This window comes from Variovorax sp. M-6 (assembly GCF_052114385.1).
GTDB lineage: Bacteria > Pseudomonadota > Gammaproteobacteria > Burkholderiales > Burkholderiaceae_C > Variovorax.
Window position 1 is genome coordinate 29,281 of sequence record NZ_JBFREQ010000018.1, and the last position, 19,001, is coordinate 48,281.

Annotated in this window: 16 protein-coding genes; 9 read left to right on the forward strand and 7 right to left on the reverse strand. The window is 65.8% G+C overall.

What is annotated here, in order from left to right:
* Positions 1-55 precede the first annotated feature (55 nt).
* Together bioA and AB4Z46_RS20035 are read right to left on the reverse strand one after the other, a co-directional pair.
* Complete coding sequence (gene bioA, locus AB4Z46_RS20030) at positions 56-1,435, reverse strand: adenosylmethionine--8-amino-7-oxononanoate transaminase (RefSeq protein ID WP_442285283.1); 1,380 nt, start codon at positions 1,433-1,435, stop codon at positions 56-58.
* 10 nt (positions 1,436-1,445) lie between these two features.
* Positions 1,446-3,260 carry an acyclic terpene utilization AtuA family protein gene (locus tag AB4Z46_RS20035; RefSeq protein ID WP_442285284.1) on the reverse strand — a complete coding sequence of 605 codons (1,815 nt, stop codon included), beginning with the start codon at positions 3,258-3,260 and terminating at the stop codon, positions 1,446-1,448.
* A 178-nt stretch (positions 3,261-3,438) separates the two neighbouring features.
* On the opposite strand from AB4Z46_RS20035, the gene AB4Z46_RS20040 reads away from it, so the two are divergent.
* From AB4Z46_RS20040 to AB4Z46_RS20080, 9 genes are all read left to right on the forward strand, one after another.
* Positions 3,439-4,245, forward strand: a complete 807-nt coding sequence (locus AB4Z46_RS20040) for a TIGR03084 family metal-binding protein (RefSeq protein ID WP_442285285.1) — start codon at positions 3,439-3,441, stop codon at positions 4,243-4,245.
* On the forward strand, positions 4,242-5,111 hold the full coding sequence (locus AB4Z46_RS20045; RefSeq protein WP_442285286.1) for a phosphatidylglycerol lysyltransferase domain-containing protein: 870 nt from the start codon (positions 4,242-4,244) through the stop codon (positions 5,109-5,111). The genes AB4Z46_RS20040 and AB4Z46_RS20045 overlap by 4 nt, the downstream gene beginning before the upstream one ends.
* 81 nt (positions 5,112-5,192) lie before the next feature.
* Positions 5,193-6,812, forward strand: a complete 1,620-nt coding sequence (locus AB4Z46_RS20050) for an acyl-CoA carboxylase subunit beta (protein ID WP_442285287.1) — start codon at positions 5,193-5,195, stop codon at positions 6,810-6,812.
* Between the two features lie 22 nt (positions 6,813-6,834).
* Positions 6,835-7,989: an acyl-CoA dehydrogenase family protein gene (locus AB4Z46_RS20055; RefSeq protein ID WP_442285288.1), complete on the forward strand. Its 1,155-nt coding sequence runs from the start codon at positions 6,835-6,837 to the stop codon at positions 7,987-7,989.
* A gap of 39 nt (positions 7,990-8,028) precedes the next feature.
* Positions 8,029-10,056, forward strand: a complete 2,028-nt coding sequence (locus tag AB4Z46_RS20060; protein WP_442285289.1) for an acetyl/propionyl/methylcrotonyl-CoA carboxylase subunit alpha — start codon at positions 8,029-8,031, stop codon at positions 10,054-10,056.
* Positions 10,057-10,082: 26 nt separating this feature from the next.
* Positions 10,083-10,883, forward strand: coding sequence for an enoyl-CoA hydratase/isomerase family protein (locus tag AB4Z46_RS20065; protein WP_442285290.1), 801 nt, complete (start codon positions 10,083-10,085; stop codon positions 10,881-10,883).
* The gene (locus AB4Z46_RS20070; protein WP_442285291.1) at positions 10,868-11,863 is read left to right on the forward strand and encodes a helix-turn-helix transcriptional regulator; all 996 of its coding nucleotides are present in this window, start codon (positions 10,868-10,870) and stop codon (positions 11,861-11,863) included. The genes AB4Z46_RS20065 and AB4Z46_RS20070 overlap by 16 nt, the downstream gene beginning before the upstream one ends.
* A 71-nt stretch (positions 11,864-11,934) precedes the next feature.
* Positions 11,935-12,759 (forward strand): SDR family oxidoreductase, encoded by an 825-nt coding sequence (locus AB4Z46_RS20075; protein ID WP_442285292.1) that lies wholly within the window; start codon positions 11,935-11,937, stop codon positions 12,757-12,759.
* An 89-nt stretch (positions 12,760-12,848) separates the two neighbouring features.
* Complete coding sequence (locus AB4Z46_RS20080) at positions 12,849-14,435, forward strand: class I adenylate-forming enzyme family protein (RefSeq protein WP_442285293.1); 1,587 nt, start codon at positions 12,849-12,851, stop codon at positions 14,433-14,435.
* A gap of 82 nt (positions 14,436-14,517) precedes the next feature.
* On the opposite strand, the gene AB4Z46_RS20085 is transcribed toward AB4Z46_RS20080, so the two are convergent.
* The 5 genes from AB4Z46_RS20085 to AB4Z46_RS20105 are packed head-to-tail and all read right to left on the reverse strand — an operon-like array spanning position 14,518 to position 18,753.
* Positions 14,518-15,474 carry a 2-hydroxyacid dehydrogenase gene (locus tag AB4Z46_RS20085; RefSeq protein ID WP_442285294.1) on the reverse strand — a complete coding sequence of 319 codons (957 nt, stop codon included), beginning with the start codon at positions 15,472-15,474 and terminating at the stop codon, positions 14,518-14,520.
* A 10-nt stretch (positions 15,475-15,484) separates the two neighbouring features.
* Positions 15,485-15,949: a type II 3-dehydroquinate dehydratase gene (locus AB4Z46_RS20090; protein ID WP_442285295.1), complete on the reverse strand. Its 465-nt coding sequence runs from the start codon at positions 15,947-15,949 to the stop codon at positions 15,485-15,487.
* Positions 15,950-15,956: 7 nt separating this feature from the next.
* Positions 15,957-16,574 (reverse strand): glutathione S-transferase, encoded by a 618-nt coding sequence (locus AB4Z46_RS20095; RefSeq protein WP_442285374.1) that lies wholly within the window; start codon positions 16,572-16,574, stop codon positions 15,957-15,959.
* A 2-nt stretch (positions 16,575-16,576) separates the two neighbouring features.
* A complete protein-coding gene (locus AB4Z46_RS20100) occupies positions 16,577-17,554 on the reverse strand; it encodes an NAD(P)H-quinone oxidoreductase (RefSeq protein ID WP_442285296.1) in 978 nt (325 codons plus the stop codon).
* Positions 17,555-17,604: 50 nt separating this feature from the next.
* Positions 17,605-18,753 (reverse strand): ABC transporter ATP-binding protein, encoded by a 1,149-nt coding sequence (locus AB4Z46_RS20105; RefSeq protein ID WP_442285297.1) that lies wholly within the window; start codon positions 18,751-18,753, stop codon positions 17,605-17,607.
* Between the last annotated feature and the right edge of the window lie 248 nt (positions 18,754-19,001).

Sequence of the window (19,001 nt, forward strand, 5' to 3'; positions counted from 1 at the left end):
GCGCGGTCTTGCGTCGAGTCGTTGTGTGACGGTGCGGTGCGTCGATCGCGGCCGATCAGTTGCCGCTGAAGTCCTGTTGCAGGACCTCATGCAAAGTCGCGAGCACGCGCTCTGCGAGCCATTTCGACAACGTGCTGTCCAGCACGTAGGGCGGCAGCAGGTACACCGAGCGTCCGATCGGCCGGATCAGCAGTTCGTGCGTGCGGCCGGCCAGATGGAAGCGTTCCGCGAAGCGCGGACCGGCATGTTCTTCCCGCACGTCGAAGGCCCAGACCATGCCGCGATGGCGCAGGTGTTCGATGCGCGGATCGCGGGAGAGGGGCGAGAGTGCGGCCGTCAGTGCCGGGGCCTGCTGCCGGTTGTGCCGCAGCACGTCGTCGTGTTCGAAGCGGTCGAGCACCGCCAGTGCTGCGCGACAGGCCAGTGCGTTGCCTGCGTACGAATGCGAGTGCAGGAAGCCGCGAGCGACGTCGTCGTCCAGGAAAGCGTCGTAGATCGTGTCGCGCGACAGGACGAGCGACAGTGGCAGGTAGCCGCCGCTGATGCCTTTCGAAAGGCAGATCAGGTCGGGCCAGATGCGCGGCTCGTCCGGCAGCGAGGCTTGCTCGAACGCGAAGAAGGTCCCTGTGCGGCCGCAGCCCACGGCGATCTCGTCGGCGATCAGGTGCACCTCGAAACGGTCGCACAGCGCACGCACCGCGCGCAGGTACGAAGGGTGGTGCATCGCCATGCCGGCCGCGCCCTGCACCAATGGTTCGAGGATGACGGCGGCGATGTGCGTGTGCCGCGCTTCGAGCAGGGCCTGCAACTCGCCGGCCGCACGCTGCGCCACATCGGCGGCGGATTCGCCCGGTGCCGCCTGCCGGGCATCGGGCGACATGACCTGGTGCGCCTGCATGAGCAGCGGGTTGTAGGTATCGCGGAACACGGCCACGTCGGTCACGGCGAGCGCACCGAGGGTTTCGCCGTGATACCCCTGGCGCAGGCAGACGAACTCGCGCTTGGCCAGGCGACCGCTGTTGCGCCAATGGTGAAAACTCATCTTGAGCGCAATCTCCACCGCCGAGGCGCCGTCGCTGGCAAAGAAGCAATGGCCCAGCACGCCGTCTGTCAGCGCCGACAGGCGCTCGGCCAACTCGATCGCCGGCGCATGGGTGCAGCCGGCCAGCATCACGTGTGGCAGCCGGTCGAGCTGGTCGCGCAGCGCTGCGTTGATGCGGGCGTCGGCATGGCCGAAGAGATTGACCCACCAGGAGCTGGTGGCGTCGAAGTAGCGCCGGTCCGCGTCGTCGAAAAGCCAAGGCCCCAGGCCTTGCGCGATCGCCAGCGGCGGCACCGTGTCCGCACGCTTCATCTGTGTGCAGGGGTGCCAGATTGCGGCGACGCTGCGCCGCGCGAGGTCGGCGCGCATCGCCTGGCGTGGGGGCGCACTCATCGCCGGGCCTTCAGCGTGCGCGGTCGAGGCTCGCGGCAATCGACCGCGGAACCTTGATGACCATGTCCAGCAGCATCTGCCCCATGCCCTTGCCCAGCGGATCCATGCGCATCGACGACGGGCCGCCGCCGTCCAGCGCCTCGTGCAGAAGCAGGTTCATGGACGCCGTGCCGGGCAGGTGAAAACGCTCGACCTTGCCGTGCATCAGGTGCGCGAAGTAGCCGCGCACCGCATCGGGCGTGACCCGGTCCCACAGCAATGGCAGCCACTCCGGGCGACGGGCCACCAGGCCGATGTTGGAGATGTCGCCCTTGTCTCCGCTGCGCGCGTATGCGAGGGAGATCAGCCGGACGTCCTCCTGGGCTTCGTCCGAGTCCTGCCAGGCGCCGGGCAGGACCGCGGGTGGAACGTCGGCAGTACCGATGCCTGCCGGAATGGCCACGGCATGGCGCTCCCCATCGAGCACGCACGTCACTGCCACGACCCCCTTGTCGAGAGTGAATGCAAAGGGCTTGACCAGCGGCGACACCGTGGGCCGGCCACCCCCCGGGCTGGTGGTGCCGGGCGCACCGGATGTGGCCGAGGGCGCGATCTCGCGCGAAAACATTTCGAGTGCCGCCTTCTGCGGATGGTTGGCGACCACACGCACCATGACCTCGCGCACATGGTGCGTGCGCGCGTGGGGCCCGTACAGCGTTTCGGAGCCGATGACCTCGATGAACGTCGAGGTGAAGGGCGGTTGTCCGTTCTCGCGCAGGATGTTGCCGGCACGCTCGAGGATCGCCTCGCCGGTGCGCAGCGCCTTCTTCTCGGCGTCGACGCCCACGATCACCAGGCTGCCGGTACAGCGATAGCCGTCGAGTTGCGTGGCCGACACTTTGTAGCCGGGCATCGGCGCACGTCCCTTGGCAGGACTCACCCACACACGGTCGGCTCCCTGCTGCTCGATCACCACGTTGCGGAAATCGCAGGTCACATCGGGCAGCATGTAGGCGGCCGGGTCGCCGATCTCGTAGAGCATCTGCTCTGCGATGGCGGCCCGGATCACCTTGCCGCCGGTGCCCTCGGGCTTGGTGACGACGAAGCTGCCGTCGGCATGGCATTCGACGATGGGGAAGCCCATGTTGGCCCAATCGGGGATGTCTTCCCAGTCGGTATGCAGGCCACCAGTGGCCTGGCAGCCGCACTCGATGATGTGACCGGCCAGGCTGCCGGAAGCCAGCAGGTCGAAGTCGTCGCTGCTCCAGCCGAACTCATGCATCAAGGGGCCGAGCGTGACGGCACTGTCGACGCACCGGCCCGTGATGACCACGTCGGCACCGGCTGCCAGCGCGGCGGCAATCGGCACGGCACCCAGGTAGGCATTCGCGCTCAGCACCTTCTCGGGCAGCGCCTCGCCAGTGAACATGTCCCTGGCGCCGAGCCCACGCAGCGCCGGCATCTTCGCGCTGACGTCGTCGCCTTCCACCACCGCGATGCGCAGCGAAACGCCCTCTGCCTCGGCCAGCGCGCGCAACGCATCGGCACACCCCTGGGGGTTGATGCCGCCGGCATTGCTGATCACCTTGATGCCTTGCCGCTTGATCTCCTTGAGTACCGGCTTCATCGAGATGTCGACGAAGTCGGTGGCATAGCCCATTTCGGGTTTCCTGGCACGCGCGGCGGCCAGGATGGCCATGGTGGTTTCGGCCAGGAAGTCGAACACCAGGTAGTCGAGTTGGCCGTGCTTCACGAGCTGCGGCGCGGCCACCATGCTGTCGCCCCAGAAGCCGGAAGCGCCTCCGATGCGGACGACTTTTTGTTCAGATGAAGAGGAGCGGGTCATGCGTGTTTTCCTGGGGGGCTGATCGAAAAGTCAGCTTATCCAGCGCACCTGCAAAACGCTTGCGCCGAAGCGCTGTGTTGCGCAGCGTTTCGGCGCAAGACCTGCCGGCCTTCGTTCGGTAGCCTTCCGTTGACTATGGCGTGCGCCGACTGCCTCGCCTAAAAGAAGGACTGATGCGATGAGAGAGACAACCGACGACCTGCGTGCCGAGTACAAGGGGCTGGCCGACCTGGCACGTACCCTGAGCCCTGCGCAATGGAAGGCGACCACCGCCTTCTACGGATGGACAGCCTGGGACGAGATCGCTCACACCTGCTTCTTCGACGAAACCGCGTTGCTGTCCGCCACCGACACCGACGCCTTTGCCCGCGATTCCGCAGGCTTGATGGCCCAGATTGCAGCGGGCAAGGAAATCAGCGCCATCGCGCGCGAAAAATACGCCCACCTCGATGGCGCAGCGTTGCTGGCCCGGTGGGAGCCGATCTCCATGCGGCTCGTCGACGCATTGCAGCCTCTTCCCCCCAAGGCGCGCCTGCCCTGGTACGGGCCCAGCATGAGCGCACTGTCGTTTGCTTCCGCCAGGGTGATGGAAGTCTGGGCGCATGGCCAGGACGTATGGGACCTGATGCGACGCGAACGGCCCGCCACCGCACGGCTGAAGCACATCGCCCACATTGGTGTGAACACCTTCGGATGGACCTTCGTCAATCGCAAACTGCCGGTGCCGACCCCCGCACCGCGTGTCGAGCTTGAAGCGCCCGACGGCGGCACATGGACCTGGGGCGACGCGAGCTCCGCGGAGTTCGTGCGTGGATCGGCCACGGACTTCTGCCTGGTCGTCACGCAGCGGCGCCACTTGGCCGACACGGCGCTGCGCTACAGCGATGGCGCGGCCCGGCAATGGCTGTCGAAGGCGCAGTGCTTTGCCGGCCCTCCGGCGGACGGTCCGGCGCCGGGCGTGCGCAAGGTGGTGTACGCACCTTGACCGGACTGCCGCTGACGCTCGACCTGCAGGCGCCGATCGAAGCCGCGCTGGCACGCCTTCGCGAGGGCAGCGGTGCGCATTGCCTCTCGGACCATTCGTTCTCGAATCTCTATCTGTTCCGCGAGATTCACGGCTACCGCTTTCTTCCGGGGGACTGGCCCTGCGTTTCGGGCCTCGCTTATGACGGCAGTCGGCACCTGATGCCCCTGTTCGAGCCCGCTGCGGCACCTCGCGATGTGTGGCACGACCTGCTGGAAGGGCACAAGCATGTCTATCCGGTGGCGGCGCGCCATGCCGATGGGCTTCCGGCCGGCCTGTTCGGGATCTCCGATTCGCGCGACGACGCGGACTATCTGTTTGCCGCATCCGATTTCGTCGACTATCCCGGACGCCCGTTGGCCAAGAAGCGCAATCTCCTGCGGCAGTTTCACGCGACGCATGTTCCGCGGGCCGAGCCCTTCGGCGACGATCTTGCGGACGCGGCCCGGCAGGTGCTGCGCGGCTGGATGGCGCAGAAGGGAAAGAACCCGGGCGAAGCCGACGAAGCCGCCTGCCTGGAGGCCATCGCGCTGCATGCGCGCTTCGGGCTCGAAGGCTTCGTGTATTTCTCCGAGGCGCAGCCGATGGGTTTCGTGCTGGCGCAGGAGCTGCAGCCGGGCGTTTTCGTGATGCGTTTCGCGAAGGGGCTCGACAGCCACATCGGCCTCTACCCCTTCATGTTTCAGCACTTCTGCCGCGAGTTCTCGCGGCCCGTGGCGTGGCTCAATTTTGAGCAGGACATGGGCATTGCCGGATTCCGCCGCAGCAAGCTGTCCTATCAGCCGAGGGCGCTGCTGTCCAAGTTGCGCTTGCAATTGCGGGCCTGATCACCCATCGCAGCGACTGCGCGCAAGACGGTGCACATCGCTTTGCCTAAGCTGCCTTCCATCCATCCAAGGCAGCAGCAAATGGCAACCATCGAATCGAGCATTTCTCCCGGCAGCGAGAATTTCCAGTCCAACCGCGACGGCATGCTGGCGCTGCTCGAACGTGTTCGTGGCTACCAGCAGCGCGCCGTCATGACCTCGGCCAAATCGCGCGAGCGCTTCGAGAAGCGCGGCCAGTTGCTGCCGCGCGAGCGCCTGTCGCTGCTGCTCGACCCGGGCACGCCGTTTCTTGAAATCGGCTCGTTGGCGGGCCTTGGCCTGGACAACCCCGATCTCGAAAAAAGCGTGCCGGGCGGTGGCGTGATCGGCGGCATCGGCTGGGTCTCGGGCGTGCGCGTGATGATCAACGCCTCCGACTCCGGCATCGATGCCGGAGCGCTGCAACCGATGGGCATCGACAAGCAGTTGCGCATGCAGGAAATCGCGCTCGAGAACAAGCTGCCCTATGTCCAGCTGGTCGAGTGCGCGGGCGCCAACCTCATGACCTACCGGGTCGAGGAATTCGTGGTCGGCGGCAACCTGTTCCGCAACATCGCGCGCATGTCCGCTGCGGGCCTGCCGGTGATCACCGTGACGCACGGCTCCTCGACGGCGGGCGGCGCCTACCAGACGGGCCTGTCGGACTACATCGTGATGGTGCGGGGCCGCTCGCGGGCCTTTCTTGCGGGGCCGCCGCTGCTCAAGGCCGCCACCGGCGAGGTCGCGACCGAAGAGGAGCTGGGTGGTGCGGTGATGCATACCCACATCTCGGGCCTGGGCGACTACCTGGCCGAAGACGACCGCGACGCCATCCGCATCGCACGCGAAATCGTCTCCAACATCGACTGGCATCGCGATGTGCCGGCCGAGCCGTCGCGGCGCTTCAAGCCGCCGCGGCACGATGCGGAAGAACTGCTGGGCATCATGCCGATGGACCCCAAGCGTCCGGTGGACATGCGGCAGGTGATCGCGCGCATCGCGGACGACTCCGAGTTCCTGGAGTTCGGCGAGAACTACGGCAACGCCACGGTGGTCGGTCACATCAAGATCGAAGGATTGCCGCTCGGCGTGGTGACCAACAACGGACCGATCGACGTGGCCGGCGCTTCCAAGGCCACGCACTTCATCCAGGCCTGCTGCCAGTCGCAGACGCCCATCCTCTACCTCAACAACATCACGGGCTTCATGGTGGGCAAGGATGTGGAGGAGGCCGGCATCATCAAGCACGGCTCCAAGATGATCCAGGCGGTGACCAACGCCACCGTGCCGCAGATCACGATCTTTTGCGGTGCGTCGTTCGGTGCCGGCAACTACGGCATGTGCGGCCGGGGCTTCCATCCGCGCTTCTGTTTTTCGTGGCCCAACGCCAAGACCGCCGTGATGGGCGGCGAGCAGGCCGCCAAGACGATGTCCATCGTCACCGAGGCCGCCATGAAGCGCAAAGGCGCGGTGGACCAGGCTAGGCTTGACGATATGGAGCGCCGGATCATCGATCGCTTCGACGGCCAGATGAGCGTTTTTCACACCAGTGCGCGGCTGCTCGACGACGGCGTGATCGACCCGCGCGACACCCGCACGGTGCTGGCCAAGGTGTTGTCGATCTGTCGCGATGCCGAACTGCGCAAGCCGCATCCGATGCAGTTCTCGGTGGCACGGCCCTGAACCAAAAGAACGAAAGACATTCATGCAACTCACACCCGAACACGAAGCACTGCGCGACACGCTCAAGCGTTTCATCGCGCAGGAGATCAATCCGCATGTGGACGAATGGGAAAAGGCCGAGATCTTCCCGGCCCACCAGGTTTTTCGCCGCATGGGCGAGCTCGGATTGCTGGGCCTGACCATGCCGGTGGAAAACGGCGGTGCGGGGCTCGACCATTCGTATGCGGCCCTGATGGCCGAGACCCTCGCGGAAATCAATTGCGGCGGCGTGCCGCTGGCCATCGGCCTGCAGACCGACATGGCGACACCGGCGTTGGCGCATCGCGGCAGCAAGGCGTTGCGCGACGAGTTCCTCACGCCGGCAATCACGGGCGAGTACGTGGCCTGCCTGGGGGTGTCCGAGGTCGGTAGCGGATCGGACGTGGCGTCGATCAAGACCACGGCCCGCAAGGATGGTGGCGACTACGTCATCCGCGGCGGCAAGATGTGGACCACCAGCGGAACGCAGGCTGATTTCTGCTGCGTGCTGGCCAACACCTCCGACGGCGCGGCGCATCGCAACAAGTCGCTGATCGTGGTTCCGATGAAGACGCCCGGGGTATCCGTCGCGCGCAAGCTGAAAAAGCTGGGCATGCACGCCTCGGACACTGCGCAGTTGCACTTCGACGAGGTGCGCGTGCCGCAGCGCTACCGCATCGGGGAGGAGGGCATGGGCTTCATGTACCAGATGGAGCAGTTCCAGGTCGAGCGGCTGTGGGGCGCGCTCAACAATGCCGGCATGGCCCAGCGCGCGATCGACATCACGATCGACTACACCCGCGAGCGCAAGGCCTTCGGCCGTTCCATCCTCGACAACCAGTGGGTGCACTACAAGCTGGCCGAACTCCAGACGGAGGTCTCGTGCCTGAAGGCGATCTGCTGGCAGGCGGTGGAAGAAATGGTCGCGGGCCGGGACGCCACGCGCACCGCCACCGTGGCCAAGCTCAAGGCCGGTCGCGTCATGCGCGAAGTGGCAGACGGCTGTCTCCAGTTCTGGGGCGGCATGGGCTTCATGGACGAGAGCCACATCACGCGCATCTTCCGCGACGGCCGGCTGACCTCCATCGGAGGCGGCGCCGACGAGGTCATGTTGCAGATCCTCAGCAAGTTCATGGGCACCTTTCCCAAGTCGGCTTGAGCACCCGCTCTCGTCGTCTCTTTTCCGGACCACGCTCTCATGACCGACTCCACCTCTACCCCGACGCCTTTCCAGAAGATCCTCATCGCGAACCGCGGCGAGATCGCGCTGCGCGTGATCCGCAGCGCACGCGCGCTCGGCTACCGCACCGTGGCGGTGTACTCCACCGCCGACGCCGGTGCCCGTCACGTGCTGGAAGCGGATCAGTCCGTCTGCATCGGCGAGCCGCTGCCGGCGCAGTCGTACCTGCGCATCCCGGCCATCATCGAGGCGGCGCGCCTGAGCGGCGCCGACGCCGTGCATCCGGGCTACGGCTTTCTGGCCGAGAACGAAGACTTCGCGCAAGCCTGCAAGGACGCCGGGCTGGTGTTCATCGGCCCCTCGGCGGAAGCGATCGTGTCCATGGGCAACAAGGCAGGTGCCAAGACACTGATGCAGGCCGCGGGCGTGCCGTGCATTCCCGGCTACCAGGGCGAAGACCAGGGCGAGCAGCGCCTGGCGTCGGAGGCCGCGCGCATCGGCTTCCCGGTGATGATCAAGGCCACGGCCGGCGGCGGCGGCCGTGGCATGCGGCTGGTGCCCTCGGCCAAGGAGTTTCCCGAACTGCTGCGCAGCGCGCGTTCCGAAGCGCAAAGCGCCTTCGGCGACCCGGAGGTGATCCTCGAACGCGCCATCGTGGAGCCTCGCCACATCGAGATCCAAGTCTTCGCGGACCGCTACGGCAACGCCATCCACCTGGGCGAGCGCGATTGCTCGGTGCAGCGTCGGCACCAGAAGTTGATCGAAGAGGCGCCGTCGCCGGCCGTCGATGCGGCGCTGCGCGAGCGGATGGGGGTCACGGCCGTGGCGGCTGTGAAAGCGATCCGCTACGAAGGCGCCGGCACGCTCGAGTTCTTGCTCGACCGCGAGGGCAACTTCTATTTCATGGAGATGAACACCCGCCTGCAGGTCGAGCATCCTGTGACCGAGGCCGTCACCGGGCTCGATCTGGTCGAGCTGCAGTTGCGTGTTGCCGCAGGAGAGGCGTTGCCGCTCACGCAGGAGCAGGTGCGCTTTTCCGGCCACGCCATCGAAGTGCGGCTGTGCGCCGAGGATGCGGACAAGGGCTTCATGCCGCAGAGCGGCACGGTCGCGCTCTGGAAGATGCCGGCACAGCTGCGCGTCGAGGACGCGTTGCGCTCGGGCGCCGAGATTCCGCCGTTCTACGACTCGATGATCGCCAAGATCATCAGCCACGGCCGCACGCGCGACGAAGCACGCCGCAAGCTGATGGCGGGCCTGGAAGATGCCGTCGCACTCGGCGTGACAACCAACCAGGCCTTCTTGCGCAGTTGTCTCGCGCATCCGGTCTTTGCCGCCGGTGGCGCGACCACGGCATTTATCGGCCAGCACCAGGATGCGCTGCTGACCCAGGACCCGGCAGCGCAGGCGCGCGCAGCGGCGCTGGCGGCCGTGCTGCTCTATGCCACTGCCGTTTCGTCCCGGCCGCGCCGCTCGGGGCGCGCGATGACGCACAACCTGCCGATCTCGCAGCGCTTCGACCTTGGCGGCAGGACCTGGAACGCCAGTGTCGTGCTGGGAACGCAGCATCGTTTCCAGGTCAGCCTTGGCGACGCGCAGGACTTCGCCGTCGAAATCGCGCAGGTGGACGATGCCTCGTTACGCTTCGTGTGCAACGGCGTGTCCGAGAACGCAGCCTTTTATCGCGATGGCCCGCTCCTGCTGCTGCACTACCGTGGCCGGGCACTGCGCATCGACGACAAGACGCGCGCCGCATCGGCCCGCCAGGGCGACGCGGGCGGCGACGGCAAGCTGCGCGCCTCCATGAACGGGCGGGTGGTTGCGGTGCTCGCCGCCGTCGGCGACACGGTGCAGGTCGGGCAGCCGATCGTCACGCTCGAGGCCATGAAGATGGAACACGTCCATATGGCCTCCGTGGCGGGAAAGCTCAGCGCGCTGCATGTGGCGGTGGGCGAGCAGGTGGCCGCGAGCCGCGTGGTGGCCGAGATCGAAGTCACGGCGCAAGCCACGACGCCCGCGGAAGGCAGTCAGGCTGCCACGCACTGAAGCAACAACCACTCCCAGGAAAAACCATGAGAGACACGACGATCACTGCCGGCACCGCACCGGTGGTTCTTCTTGAAAAACGCGACCGGGCGTTCTGGATCACCATCAACCGCCCTGACAAGCGCAACGCCATCAGCAAGGAGGTGGTTGCCGGCATCCGCGAGGGTTACCGGCAGGCGCACGCCGACCCGGAAGTGCGCGTGATCGTGCTGACCGCCGCTGGCGACAAGGCGTTCTGCGCCGGTGGCGATCTCCAGCCGGGTGCGGCGTTCACCTTCGACCACTCCCGGCCCAACGCGGACTATGCCGACCTGCTGCGGGACGCGCAGAACGCCACCTTGCCCAGCATCGCGCGAGTCAACGGCGTGTGCATGGCCGGCGGATTCGGCCTGCTGTGCATGACCGACATGGCAATTGCGGCAGATCACGTGCAGTTCGGCCTGCCCGAGGTGAAGATCGGCCTCTTTCCGATGCAGGTGCTGAGCGTGCTCAACGGTGTCGCGCCGCGCCGCAAGGTGCGCGAATGGTGCATCACGGGCGAACCCTTCGACGCTGCGGAGGCAAAGGAAAGCGGATTGCTGAACTATGTGGTGCCGGCCGCCGAACTCGACACCAGGACGCAGTGGCTGATCGACCGGCTGGCCGGCAAATCGCCGACCGCCATTCGCCGCGGCAAGTACGCGATGCGGGCCATGGATGCGATGTCCTTCGACGAAAGCATTGCCTATACCGAGAGCCAGATCGCCCTGATGGCCATGACGGAGGACGCCAGGGAAGGGCTTGCGTCTTTCAACGAGAAGCGCAAGCCGGTATGGACGGGGCGCTGAGGGCGCCGGGCAACTTGAGCGAGCTATCGGAAATGCTATGGACGACCGCCGTCCTCCGCCGTCAGAATCGGCGGAGACGACTCACGGGGCATGCCGGCCTGGCAGGCCATGGTGGGGCGCTGTCGGTGAAGCCAAGCAAGGAGACGCTCATGCCCAAACATCCAGAACCCGCGGAGAGCCCCACGGCCGCCGCGCAGGCGACGGGATCGGCACGACCGGATTCGATGATGTGGCTGAACGTCGACCGCGTGCTGTATGTCGGCCTCGTCGGCGAGCCGATGGTTCGGGAACTGGGCGCGTATTCCATCTACGTGTCGCTGAGCAAGACGCACCGCATCTCCATCGAGGGGGGGCCGTGGCAGGAAGCGGAACTCTCGGTGGTGCCGCCGTATGTTTCGCATTCCCTCGTGTCGGGCGACCGCATGATCTGCGACATCCTGATCGAGGCCGACAGCGTGGCGGTCGACAAGCTGCCCACGTTCATTGCCAACGGGCGGGGCGCGGTGCCGGAGCCTGAAACGGCGAGGGCCCTGCGTGGCGCGCTCGAACGCTTTCAGCGCGGGAGGGTCCAGCAGACGCTGCAGACGGCCGATTTCGACCAATGCTTTTTCGGTCAGGCGCTGGAGCCGCGCGCCATCGACCGGCGCATCCGCGCGGTGCTGGCGCGGATCAAGGACGACCCGAACAGCCACACATCGGCTCAGGACTGCGCCGAGGCCTCGCACCTCTCAGTGTCGCGCTTCCTGCACCTTTTCAAGACCGAGGCGGGCACGTCGTTTCGCAGCTTTCGCACCTGGCAGCGGGCGCGCAGCGTTCTCTACTACGTGACGCAGGACGCGAATCTTGCACAGATCGCGCTTGACGTGGGCTATCCGGACTCGACCCATTTCAGCCACTCGGTGCGGCAGGTCTACGGGCTGACGCCGAAGTCGATCTTCGCGGTCGGCCGCAAGCTCGACGTGCATGGCCGCGTGGCGTAGCGCGGCATAGGCCGCGCCGATTCCGACCTGATCCAGTACGTGTGCGCCGCGCCCGGCGCAGGAGACATTCAATGCAAGTGGATTTTGATTTCAGTGGACAGCACGTGGTCGTCTTCGGCGGCACCACGGGCATCAATTTCGGCATCGCGCATGCCTTTGCGCGGCAGGGCGCCAACCTGACGGTCGTGAGCCGCAAGCCCGAGAACGTCGAGGCCGCGACCGCCGCGCTGCTGCGCTACGGCGGCAAGGTGCACGGGGTGAGTGCGGACGTGCGCGACTTCGATGCCGTGGGTCGCGCGCTGCAGGAGTCCGTCGATCGCTTCGGTCTCGTCGACGCGCTGGTGTCGGGGGCGGCGGGCAATTTTCTCTGTGAAGCCAAGGACATGTCGTCCAACGGATTCAAGGTGGTGGTCGACATCGACCTGGTCGGGAGTTTCCATGTGCTGCGCCAGGCCTACGCGCACCTGAAGAAACCAGGCGCGTCGGTCATCAACATCACCGCGCCGCAGTCTTTCATTCCGATGCGCTACCAGGCGCATGCCTGCGCGGCTAAGGCCGGCATCGACCAGCTCACGCGGGTGCTGGCGCTGGAGTGGGGTGGGGAAGGAATCCGGATCAACTCGATCTCGCCCGGTCCGATCGACGGGACCGAGGGCTTTCGCAAGTTGATGGCGCCTGCACCATCGGAGCGCGAGCGGGCCCGCAACGCCGTGCCGCTCAAGCGTTTTGGCAGCCTCGACGACATCGCCAACCTGGCCTTGTTCCTGGCGTCGCCGTTTGCCGGCTACATCTCCGGCGCATTGATTCCTTGCGACGGCGGAGGGGCCCTGGAAAGCGTCAAGCCCGCGTTGGAGTCGGCGGGAGATGAAGCAACCGCACCAGCCGCAAGGGCATAGCGCATTCGCCCGAGCAGGAATGGCTTGACGAGTCGACGCAAGACGGCGCGCCCCAGCCACAGTAGCCTTCCCGCAAAAGGAGACAAGCCATGGAAATCACACTCGACTCGCTGCAAAAACGCATCCGACGAATTGCACTGGGGGACGTGCTGCACCGCTCGGCGCGTCGCTTCGGCGAGCGCACCGCATTGATCGACGGGGACACGCGCGTGTCGTACCGCGAGCTTGACGAGGCCGCCAACCGATTCGCCCATCACCTGTTGGGCCAGGGCGCTGGCCAGGGTGGTTCTGTCGGCATGCTGTGCAGCAACTCCATAGAGACGATCAGCGCCATATTGGGCATCCACAAGGCGGGGCGGGTCTGGGTGCCGATCAACACCGCGCTGGCGCCGGAGGCCATCGGCTACATCCTCGATCATGCGGAAGTCCAGTCATTGGTGATCGACGCTGCTTTCTACGCCAGGCCGGAACTGCGCGAACTCGTCGAGTCCAGAGGCATTGTTCCCATCCTCGTATGCCCCGCGGGTCACGTCCCGGACGCGGGTGTTTCGACCGTGAACCAGGTGATTGCCAGCGGGCCGAGCACACTGCCCGACGTGGAGATCGAGAGCGAGCAACTGGCGCTGATCATGTACACCAGCGGCACGACCGGCAAGCAAAAGGGGGTGATGCATTCGCATGCCTCGGTCTATGCCGCGTTGACGTCGAGCGCGATCGCGTGGCACAGCAGCACCACCGGCGACGTCTGGAGCGGCATGCTGCCGCTGTTCCACATCGGGCAGTACACGGTCATGATGACCTTGCTGACCGTCGGCGGCACGATGCTGGTGCAGCGCGGCTTCGATCCGGCGGCCATGCTCGAGGCGATCGAGCGCCACAAGGTGACGGTGATCGCCGCGCTGCCGATGATGTATGCGGCGATGCTTTCGCATCCCGACAAGCCCAGGCGCGACCTGGGCAGCCTGCGCCTGTGCATCTACGCGATGGCCCCGATGTCGAAGGCACTGGTGCTCAGGATGCTCGACGAGTTCTGTCCGAACCTCATGCAGCCCGGTGGACAGACCGAGGTCATTGCGCCCGCCACGGTCTTCGAGGCCCACGAGCAGCGCAAGCGTTTCGGTGCGTACTGGGGTGTCGCCACGACAGCCAACGAAGTCGCGGTCATGAGCGACGACGGCCAGTTGCTGGGGCGCGGCGAGGTTGGCGAGATCGTGTTCCGCGGTCCGAGCGTGATGCTCGGCTACTACAAGGACCCGGAGGCGACCGCGCATGCGTGGCGCCACGGGTGGCACCACTCGGGTGACCTGGGCATGTTCGACAAGGACGGGCAGTTGCTGTTCATGGACCGCCTGAAGGACATGATCAAGTCGGGCGGCGAGAACGTGCCGTCGATCAAGGTCGAAGAAGTGCTGCTGCGCCACCCCGCGGTGTTCAATGTCGCGGTGGTCGGACTGCCGCACGATCGATGGGGCGAAGCGATCACCGCCTTCATCGTGCTCAGGCCGGGGACGACGGCAACGCCGGACGAGGTGATTGCGCATTGCAAGGAGCAGCTCGGCGGCTTCGAAGTGCCCAAAGACATCGTTTTCGTACCGGCACTTCCCATGACGCCGACGGGCAAGATCCAGAAATTCGAGTTGCGCCGCGCGAATCTGGCGTACTACCAGAACGATTGAGTCCACCGTATGGCCAACGCTGCGCTCCCGACCAGCGGTTTGACGTCTGCGGGACGCACCCTCCAGTCGTCGGCGCGGCCCGTCAATATCCGCGTGCCGGCTCGATGATGTTGTCCGGCAATTCGCCCGCTGAGACGCGGAGGATGTTGGCTGCGATCTGCCTGGCCGAGGATGACGGAATCGCCACCGACGCGAGGTGCGGGGTGATGAGCACGTTGGGCATGCGCCACAGCGCATCTCCGGCCGGCAGGGGTTCGCGCTCGAAGACATCCAGCGTTGCCGCGCCGATGTGGCCACTTTGGAGCAGCTCCGTCAACGCGGCCTGATCCACCAGGGCGCCCCTGGCGACGTTGATGAAAGCAGCGCCAGGCCTCATTTTCTCGAGACGGCCGCGATCGAAGAGTCGGTTTGTCTGCGGCGTGAGCGGCAGCATCAGCACGACGATGTCCGCTTGGCCGATCACGGCATCGAGCGTCTCCATGCCGGCAGAACACGCCACGCCATCGATCTGCGCAAGACTGCGTGACCAACCCAGCGTCCTGAACCCCTGGCGCTGAATTTCATGCGCTGCCTTGGCTCCCAGCTGCCCCAGTCCCAGCACCGCAACGGTGATTTCCTCCGGCGAACGCGGGTGGCGATAGGTCCACTCGCCCGAGCGCTGGGCCTGCTCGAAGAGTGGAATGTCCCGGGCGTGCCGGAGCACCGCGAACAGCACATAACCGGCCATCATCCTCGACATCTGCGGATCGGTGATCCGGGTGATGGGAATGTTCCCGGGGAGATCGTCGCGTGTCACCAGCGAGTCGACTCCGGCGCCCAGGTTGATGATCAGCCGAAGATTCGTCATCTGCCTGAAGATGCCCTGCGGGGGCTTCCAGACCAGGGCGTAGTCGATCAGTTCCGGCCGCTCGGCCTGGCTCGCGTGAACCACATGAAGTGCCGGAAGCTGCGCCTGAAGCGCTTCTTTCCAAGTCTGGAAATCGTCGAAGTCGCTGTAGAAGGCCAGGGTGCCGACAGCCTTTGCTTCAGGAGACGTCATGGTCGAAAGCCTATTTGCTCTTTCGCACCAGGCGCGCGATGGCCTCGATGGCGAGTTCGTAGCCGTCCCCCCCGAGTCCGGCAATGACACCATCCGCCACCTTCGATATGTAGGAGTGATGGCGGAAGGGCTCGCGCTTCCAGATGTTGCTCATGTGGGCTTCGATGATCTTTCCGGGGAAAGACATCAGGGCATCCAGGATGGGGATGGACGTGTAGGTCAAACCGGCCGCATTGATGACGATGCCGTCCGCAACGCCGCGGGCTTCCTGGATCCAGTCGATCAGCTGTCCTTCATGGTTCGACTGCAGGAAACGCAGGCCGACCTCGAGCGAGGCTGCCTTCTGCTCGCAGCGCGACTGCAGGACGGGGAAGCTGTCGGTGCCGTAGCTCTTGTTGGCATCCAGGCCATAGAGGTTGGCGTTGGGGCCGTTCAGGAACCAGACGGTGACAGGAGGCTTCGAGGTTTGGGTCATTTGTTTCTCAAGCTTCGTAGGGGCGGGTGGCCTGCATGGCGGGCAGGCTCTGGAAGGCTTCGTTCCAACGGGCGGCGACGCCGCATTGGGCGCGCCAGTTCAGTGCGGGAAACCGGAAGTCCAGATACCCCAATGCGCAGCCGATGGTGATCTCGCCGATGGTGGGCTCTTCGTGGGCCAGGTCGGATGCGATGGCTTCGATGGCGGCGAGGCAGCTCGTGACCTTCGTCAAAAGGGCTTCGTGCCAAGTGGGCCACTGGAATTCGGCGGGGCGCGCCGTCAGCTCGTAGCGCGCCAGCAGCGCGGCGTCGAGCAGGCCATCGCCCAGTGCCTGGCGGCTCAGTGCCGTCCATCGGTCGGTGCCGGACGCAGGAAATATCTTCTCTGCGCCCGCCTGGCTGGCCAGGTACTCGCAGATCACCCGGCTGTCGTAGAGGGCCTGACCGCTTGGCAGGATCAGGGTCGGCACCTTGGCGAGCGGGTTGTGAGCGGCGATGCGCGGGTCGCGTCGAATCGGATGAGCGGCGCTGTCCAGGAGCTGGATCTTGTCGGCCTGTCCGGTCAGGTGCGCGCACACCATGACCTTCCGCACGAAGGGGGAGGTCGGAGCAAAGAGGAGTTTCATCATCAGGGCACCAGCACCAGCTTGCCGAACACCTTGCCGCTTTCCAGCAAGGCATGGGATGCCGCAGCCTCCGCGACCGGGAAAGTGCCGTGGATGCGCGGCGCGATCCGCCGGTTTTTCAGCAGCGGTATCACGTGGTGGGCCAGGCGCTTGGCCATGCGGGCCTTTTCATCGTGACTCTGCGGACGCATGGTGGAGGAGTGCAGGCTCAGCTGGCGCTGCATCAGCGTCAGCAGTTCAATGGTGACCGCCGAGCCCTGCATGAAGGACAGGCTGACATGCCGTCCGCCGAAAGCCATGGCTTGAAGATTGCGGCGCACATAGTCGCCGCCGACGATGTCGAGCACCACGTCCACCCCGCGCCCCTCGGTGTAGTCCAGGCAGGCCTGGGTGAAGTCGGTGGTGGGCCAGCAGATCGCCAGATCGGCGCCCAAGGCCTTCAGTTCGGGAAATCGGGCTTCGTCGTTGTCGGTCACGATGACCGTGCAGCCGGCCGCATGGGCCATCTGGATCGCCAGCGTGCCGATGCCGCCCGCGGCGCCGTGGATCAGAACCGTCTCGCCCATGGCCAGACGGCCGAGTTCGAACAGGTTGTGCCAGACAGTGAAGAGCCCTTCGGGCAAAGCGGCTGCCTCGACATCGGACAGAGCGGCCGGCACCACGAAGGAATGATCGACCGACGCCGTGCACCACGGCGCATAGCCTCCGCCGGGCACCAGGCTCATGAGGCGCTGGCCCACAAGCGTGCTGTCGGCACCGGGGCCGCAGGCGACGACCTCGCCGCACACCTCCAGGCCGAGCACGTCGGTGATGCCGGGTGCGGGCTTGGCGATGCCCTGACGCTGCATGACGTCGGGCCGGTTGATGCCGGCGGCGAGCACGCGCAGCAGGACTTCGCCGGCTCCGGGCACGGGCATGGGGCGCTCGGCCAGCCCCAGCACGCTGGCGTCGCCGGGCTCCCGGGCGACGATGGCTTGCATGGAACTCGGAAGGGGGGTTCTGATTTCGGTCATGGGGTCTGCTTGGCCTTTTACTTTCGGGAGCTGAAAACGCTGATGCCCTCGTCGAGAAGGGCGAGCCCGGCGACCGAGCCGACGGGCCAATGCTGCATGGCGCCGAGGCCTGCACTGCGCACCGTGACCACCTGGCGGGCCGTCTTCGGAACATCCACATCCACGTAGGTATTGATGTGGTCGCCTTGAAAGACGTGGTGGATCACGGTGCCGCTCAGGACCGAACCGGCATGCAGGCTCTCCAGCAGGATGTGTTCCGGGCGGACGTAGACATCCAGCCTCTCGCCTTCGTGCGATGCATCGACCAATCGAGCGTGCGGAAGGCTGAGGTAGCCTGAGCCCAGGCGCAGCTGGATATCGTTGGCGGTCTTGCCTTGGTAGTGGGCCGGCAGGATGTTCACGTCGCCAAGAAAGGACGCAACGAACGGGTCCTGCGGACTCCGGTACAGGTCGGCGGGCGAGGCGATCTGGCGAATGACGCCGGCCGACATCACGGCGATGCGGTCCGACATGGCCAGCGCCTCGCCCTGGTCGTGAGTGACGAAGACCGTGGTCAGGCCCAGGCGGCGCTGGATCTCGCGAATCTCGACCTGCATCGAGCCGCGCAAGCTCTTGTCCAGGGCCGAGAAGGGCTCGTCGAGCAGCAGCACCTTGGGCTGGATGATCAGTGCGCGCGCCAGCGCCACACGTTGCTGCTGGCCGCCGGACAGTTCGCGCGGCTTGCGGTGCCCCAGGCCAGTGAGCTTGACCATGGCCATCGCTTCCTTGACGCGCTGGGCCACCTCGGTCTTGGACACGCCCCGCATCCGCAGGCCATAGCCGATGTTGCGCTCCACGGTCATGTGCGGAAAGAGCGCGTAGTTCTGGAAGACGATGCCGATCTGCCGCTTGTGCGGCGGATCGCTGGTCACCGGCTGGCCCTCGATGAAGATCTCGCCGCTGTCGGCCTCGGCAAAGCCCGCGATCAGGTTCAGCAGCGTCGTCTTGCCGCAGCCCGACGGACCCAGCAGGGTCAGGAATTCGCCACGCTTGATCTTCAGCGAGACCTCGTGCAACACGGTCTGGTCGTGGTACTTCTTGACCACGCCTTCCAGGCTGACGGCGATGTCGGCCTGCGGATGCGAAAGGCTGGGCTGCGCTGCAGGGTCGGAGTGGACTACTTTCATGCCCGAACGATAAGTCATGGATCCCCGACCGGGTCTTTGCCGAAATTGATGCGGCCCCTCGGAAAAACGAAAGGCCTCGATGGCCGCAGGGCACATGCCCCTGCAAGGGCCTCGTGGGCAGCGCTTTGCTTTTTCCTAAGCCCTGAATCCGAAAACTGTGATTCTCAAATGTGGCGTGCTTCTTCAGACTCGCCTGCATCGACGGCTGATGTCTCCAGGCTGCCTGGCGACGTGCATCAGAGGCGATC

What these genes read in the sequence shown, in the direction of transcription:
- AB4Z46_RS20080 (WP_442285293.1), top strand. Translation starts at nt 12,849, where the DNA reads ATGGAAATCACACTCGACTCGCTGCAAAAACGCATCCGACGAATTGCA.
- AB4Z46_RS20055 (WP_442285288.1), top strand. Translation starts at nt 6,835, where the DNA reads ATGCAACTCACACCCGAACACGAAGCACTGCGCGACACGCTCAAGCGT.
- AB4Z46_RS20105 (WP_442285297.1), bottom strand. Translation starts at nt 18,753, where the DNA reads ATGAAAGTAGTCCACTCCGACCCTGCAGCGCAGCCCAGCCTTTCGCAT.
- AB4Z46_RS20035 (WP_442285284.1), bottom strand. Translation starts at nt 3,260, where the DNA reads ATGACCCGCTCCTCTTCATCTGAACAAAAAGTCGTCCGCATCGGAGGC.
- AB4Z46_RS20095 (WP_442285374.1), bottom strand. Translation starts at nt 16,574, where the DNA reads ATGAAACTCCTCTTTGCTCCGACCTCCCCCTTCGTGCGGAAGGTCATG.
- AB4Z46_RS20075 (WP_442285292.1), top strand. Translation starts at nt 11,935, where the DNA reads ATGCAAGTGGATTTTGATTTCAGTGGACAGCACGTGGTCGTCTTCGGC.
- AB4Z46_RS20070 (WP_442285291.1), top strand. Translation starts at nt 10,868, where the DNA reads ATGGACGGGGCGCTGAGGGCGCCGGGCAACTTGAGCGAGCTATCGGAA.
- bioA (WP_442285283.1), bottom strand. Translation starts at nt 1,435, where the DNA reads ATGAGTGCGCCCCCACGCCAGGCGATGCGCGCCGACCTCGCGCGGCGC.
- AB4Z46_RS20100 (WP_442285296.1), bottom strand. Translation starts at nt 17,554, where the DNA reads ATGCAAGCCATCGTCGCCCGGGAGCCCGGCGACGCCAGCGTGCTGGGG.
- AB4Z46_RS20065 (WP_442285290.1), top strand. Translation starts at nt 10,083, where the DNA reads ATGAGAGACACGACGATCACTGCCGGCACCGCACCGGTGGTTCTTCTT.
- AB4Z46_RS20085 (WP_442285294.1), bottom strand. Translation starts at nt 15,474, where the DNA reads ATGACGTCTCCTGAAGCAAAGGCTGTCGGCACCCTGGCCTTCTACAGC.
- AB4Z46_RS20040 (WP_442285285.1), top strand. Translation starts at nt 3,439, where the DNA reads ATGAGAGAGACAACCGACGACCTGCGTGCCGAGTACAAGGGGCTGGCC.
- AB4Z46_RS20090 (WP_442285295.1), bottom strand. Translation starts at nt 15,949, where the DNA reads ATGACCCAAACCTCGAAGCCTCCTGTCACCGTCTGGTTCCTGAACGGC.
- AB4Z46_RS20050 (WP_442285287.1), top strand. Translation starts at nt 5,193, where the DNA reads ATGGCAACCATCGAATCGAGCATTTCTCCCGGCAGCGAGAATTTCCAG.
- AB4Z46_RS20060 (WP_442285289.1), top strand. Translation starts at nt 8,029, where the DNA reads ATGACCGACTCCACCTCTACCCCGACGCCTTTCCAGAAGATCCTCATC.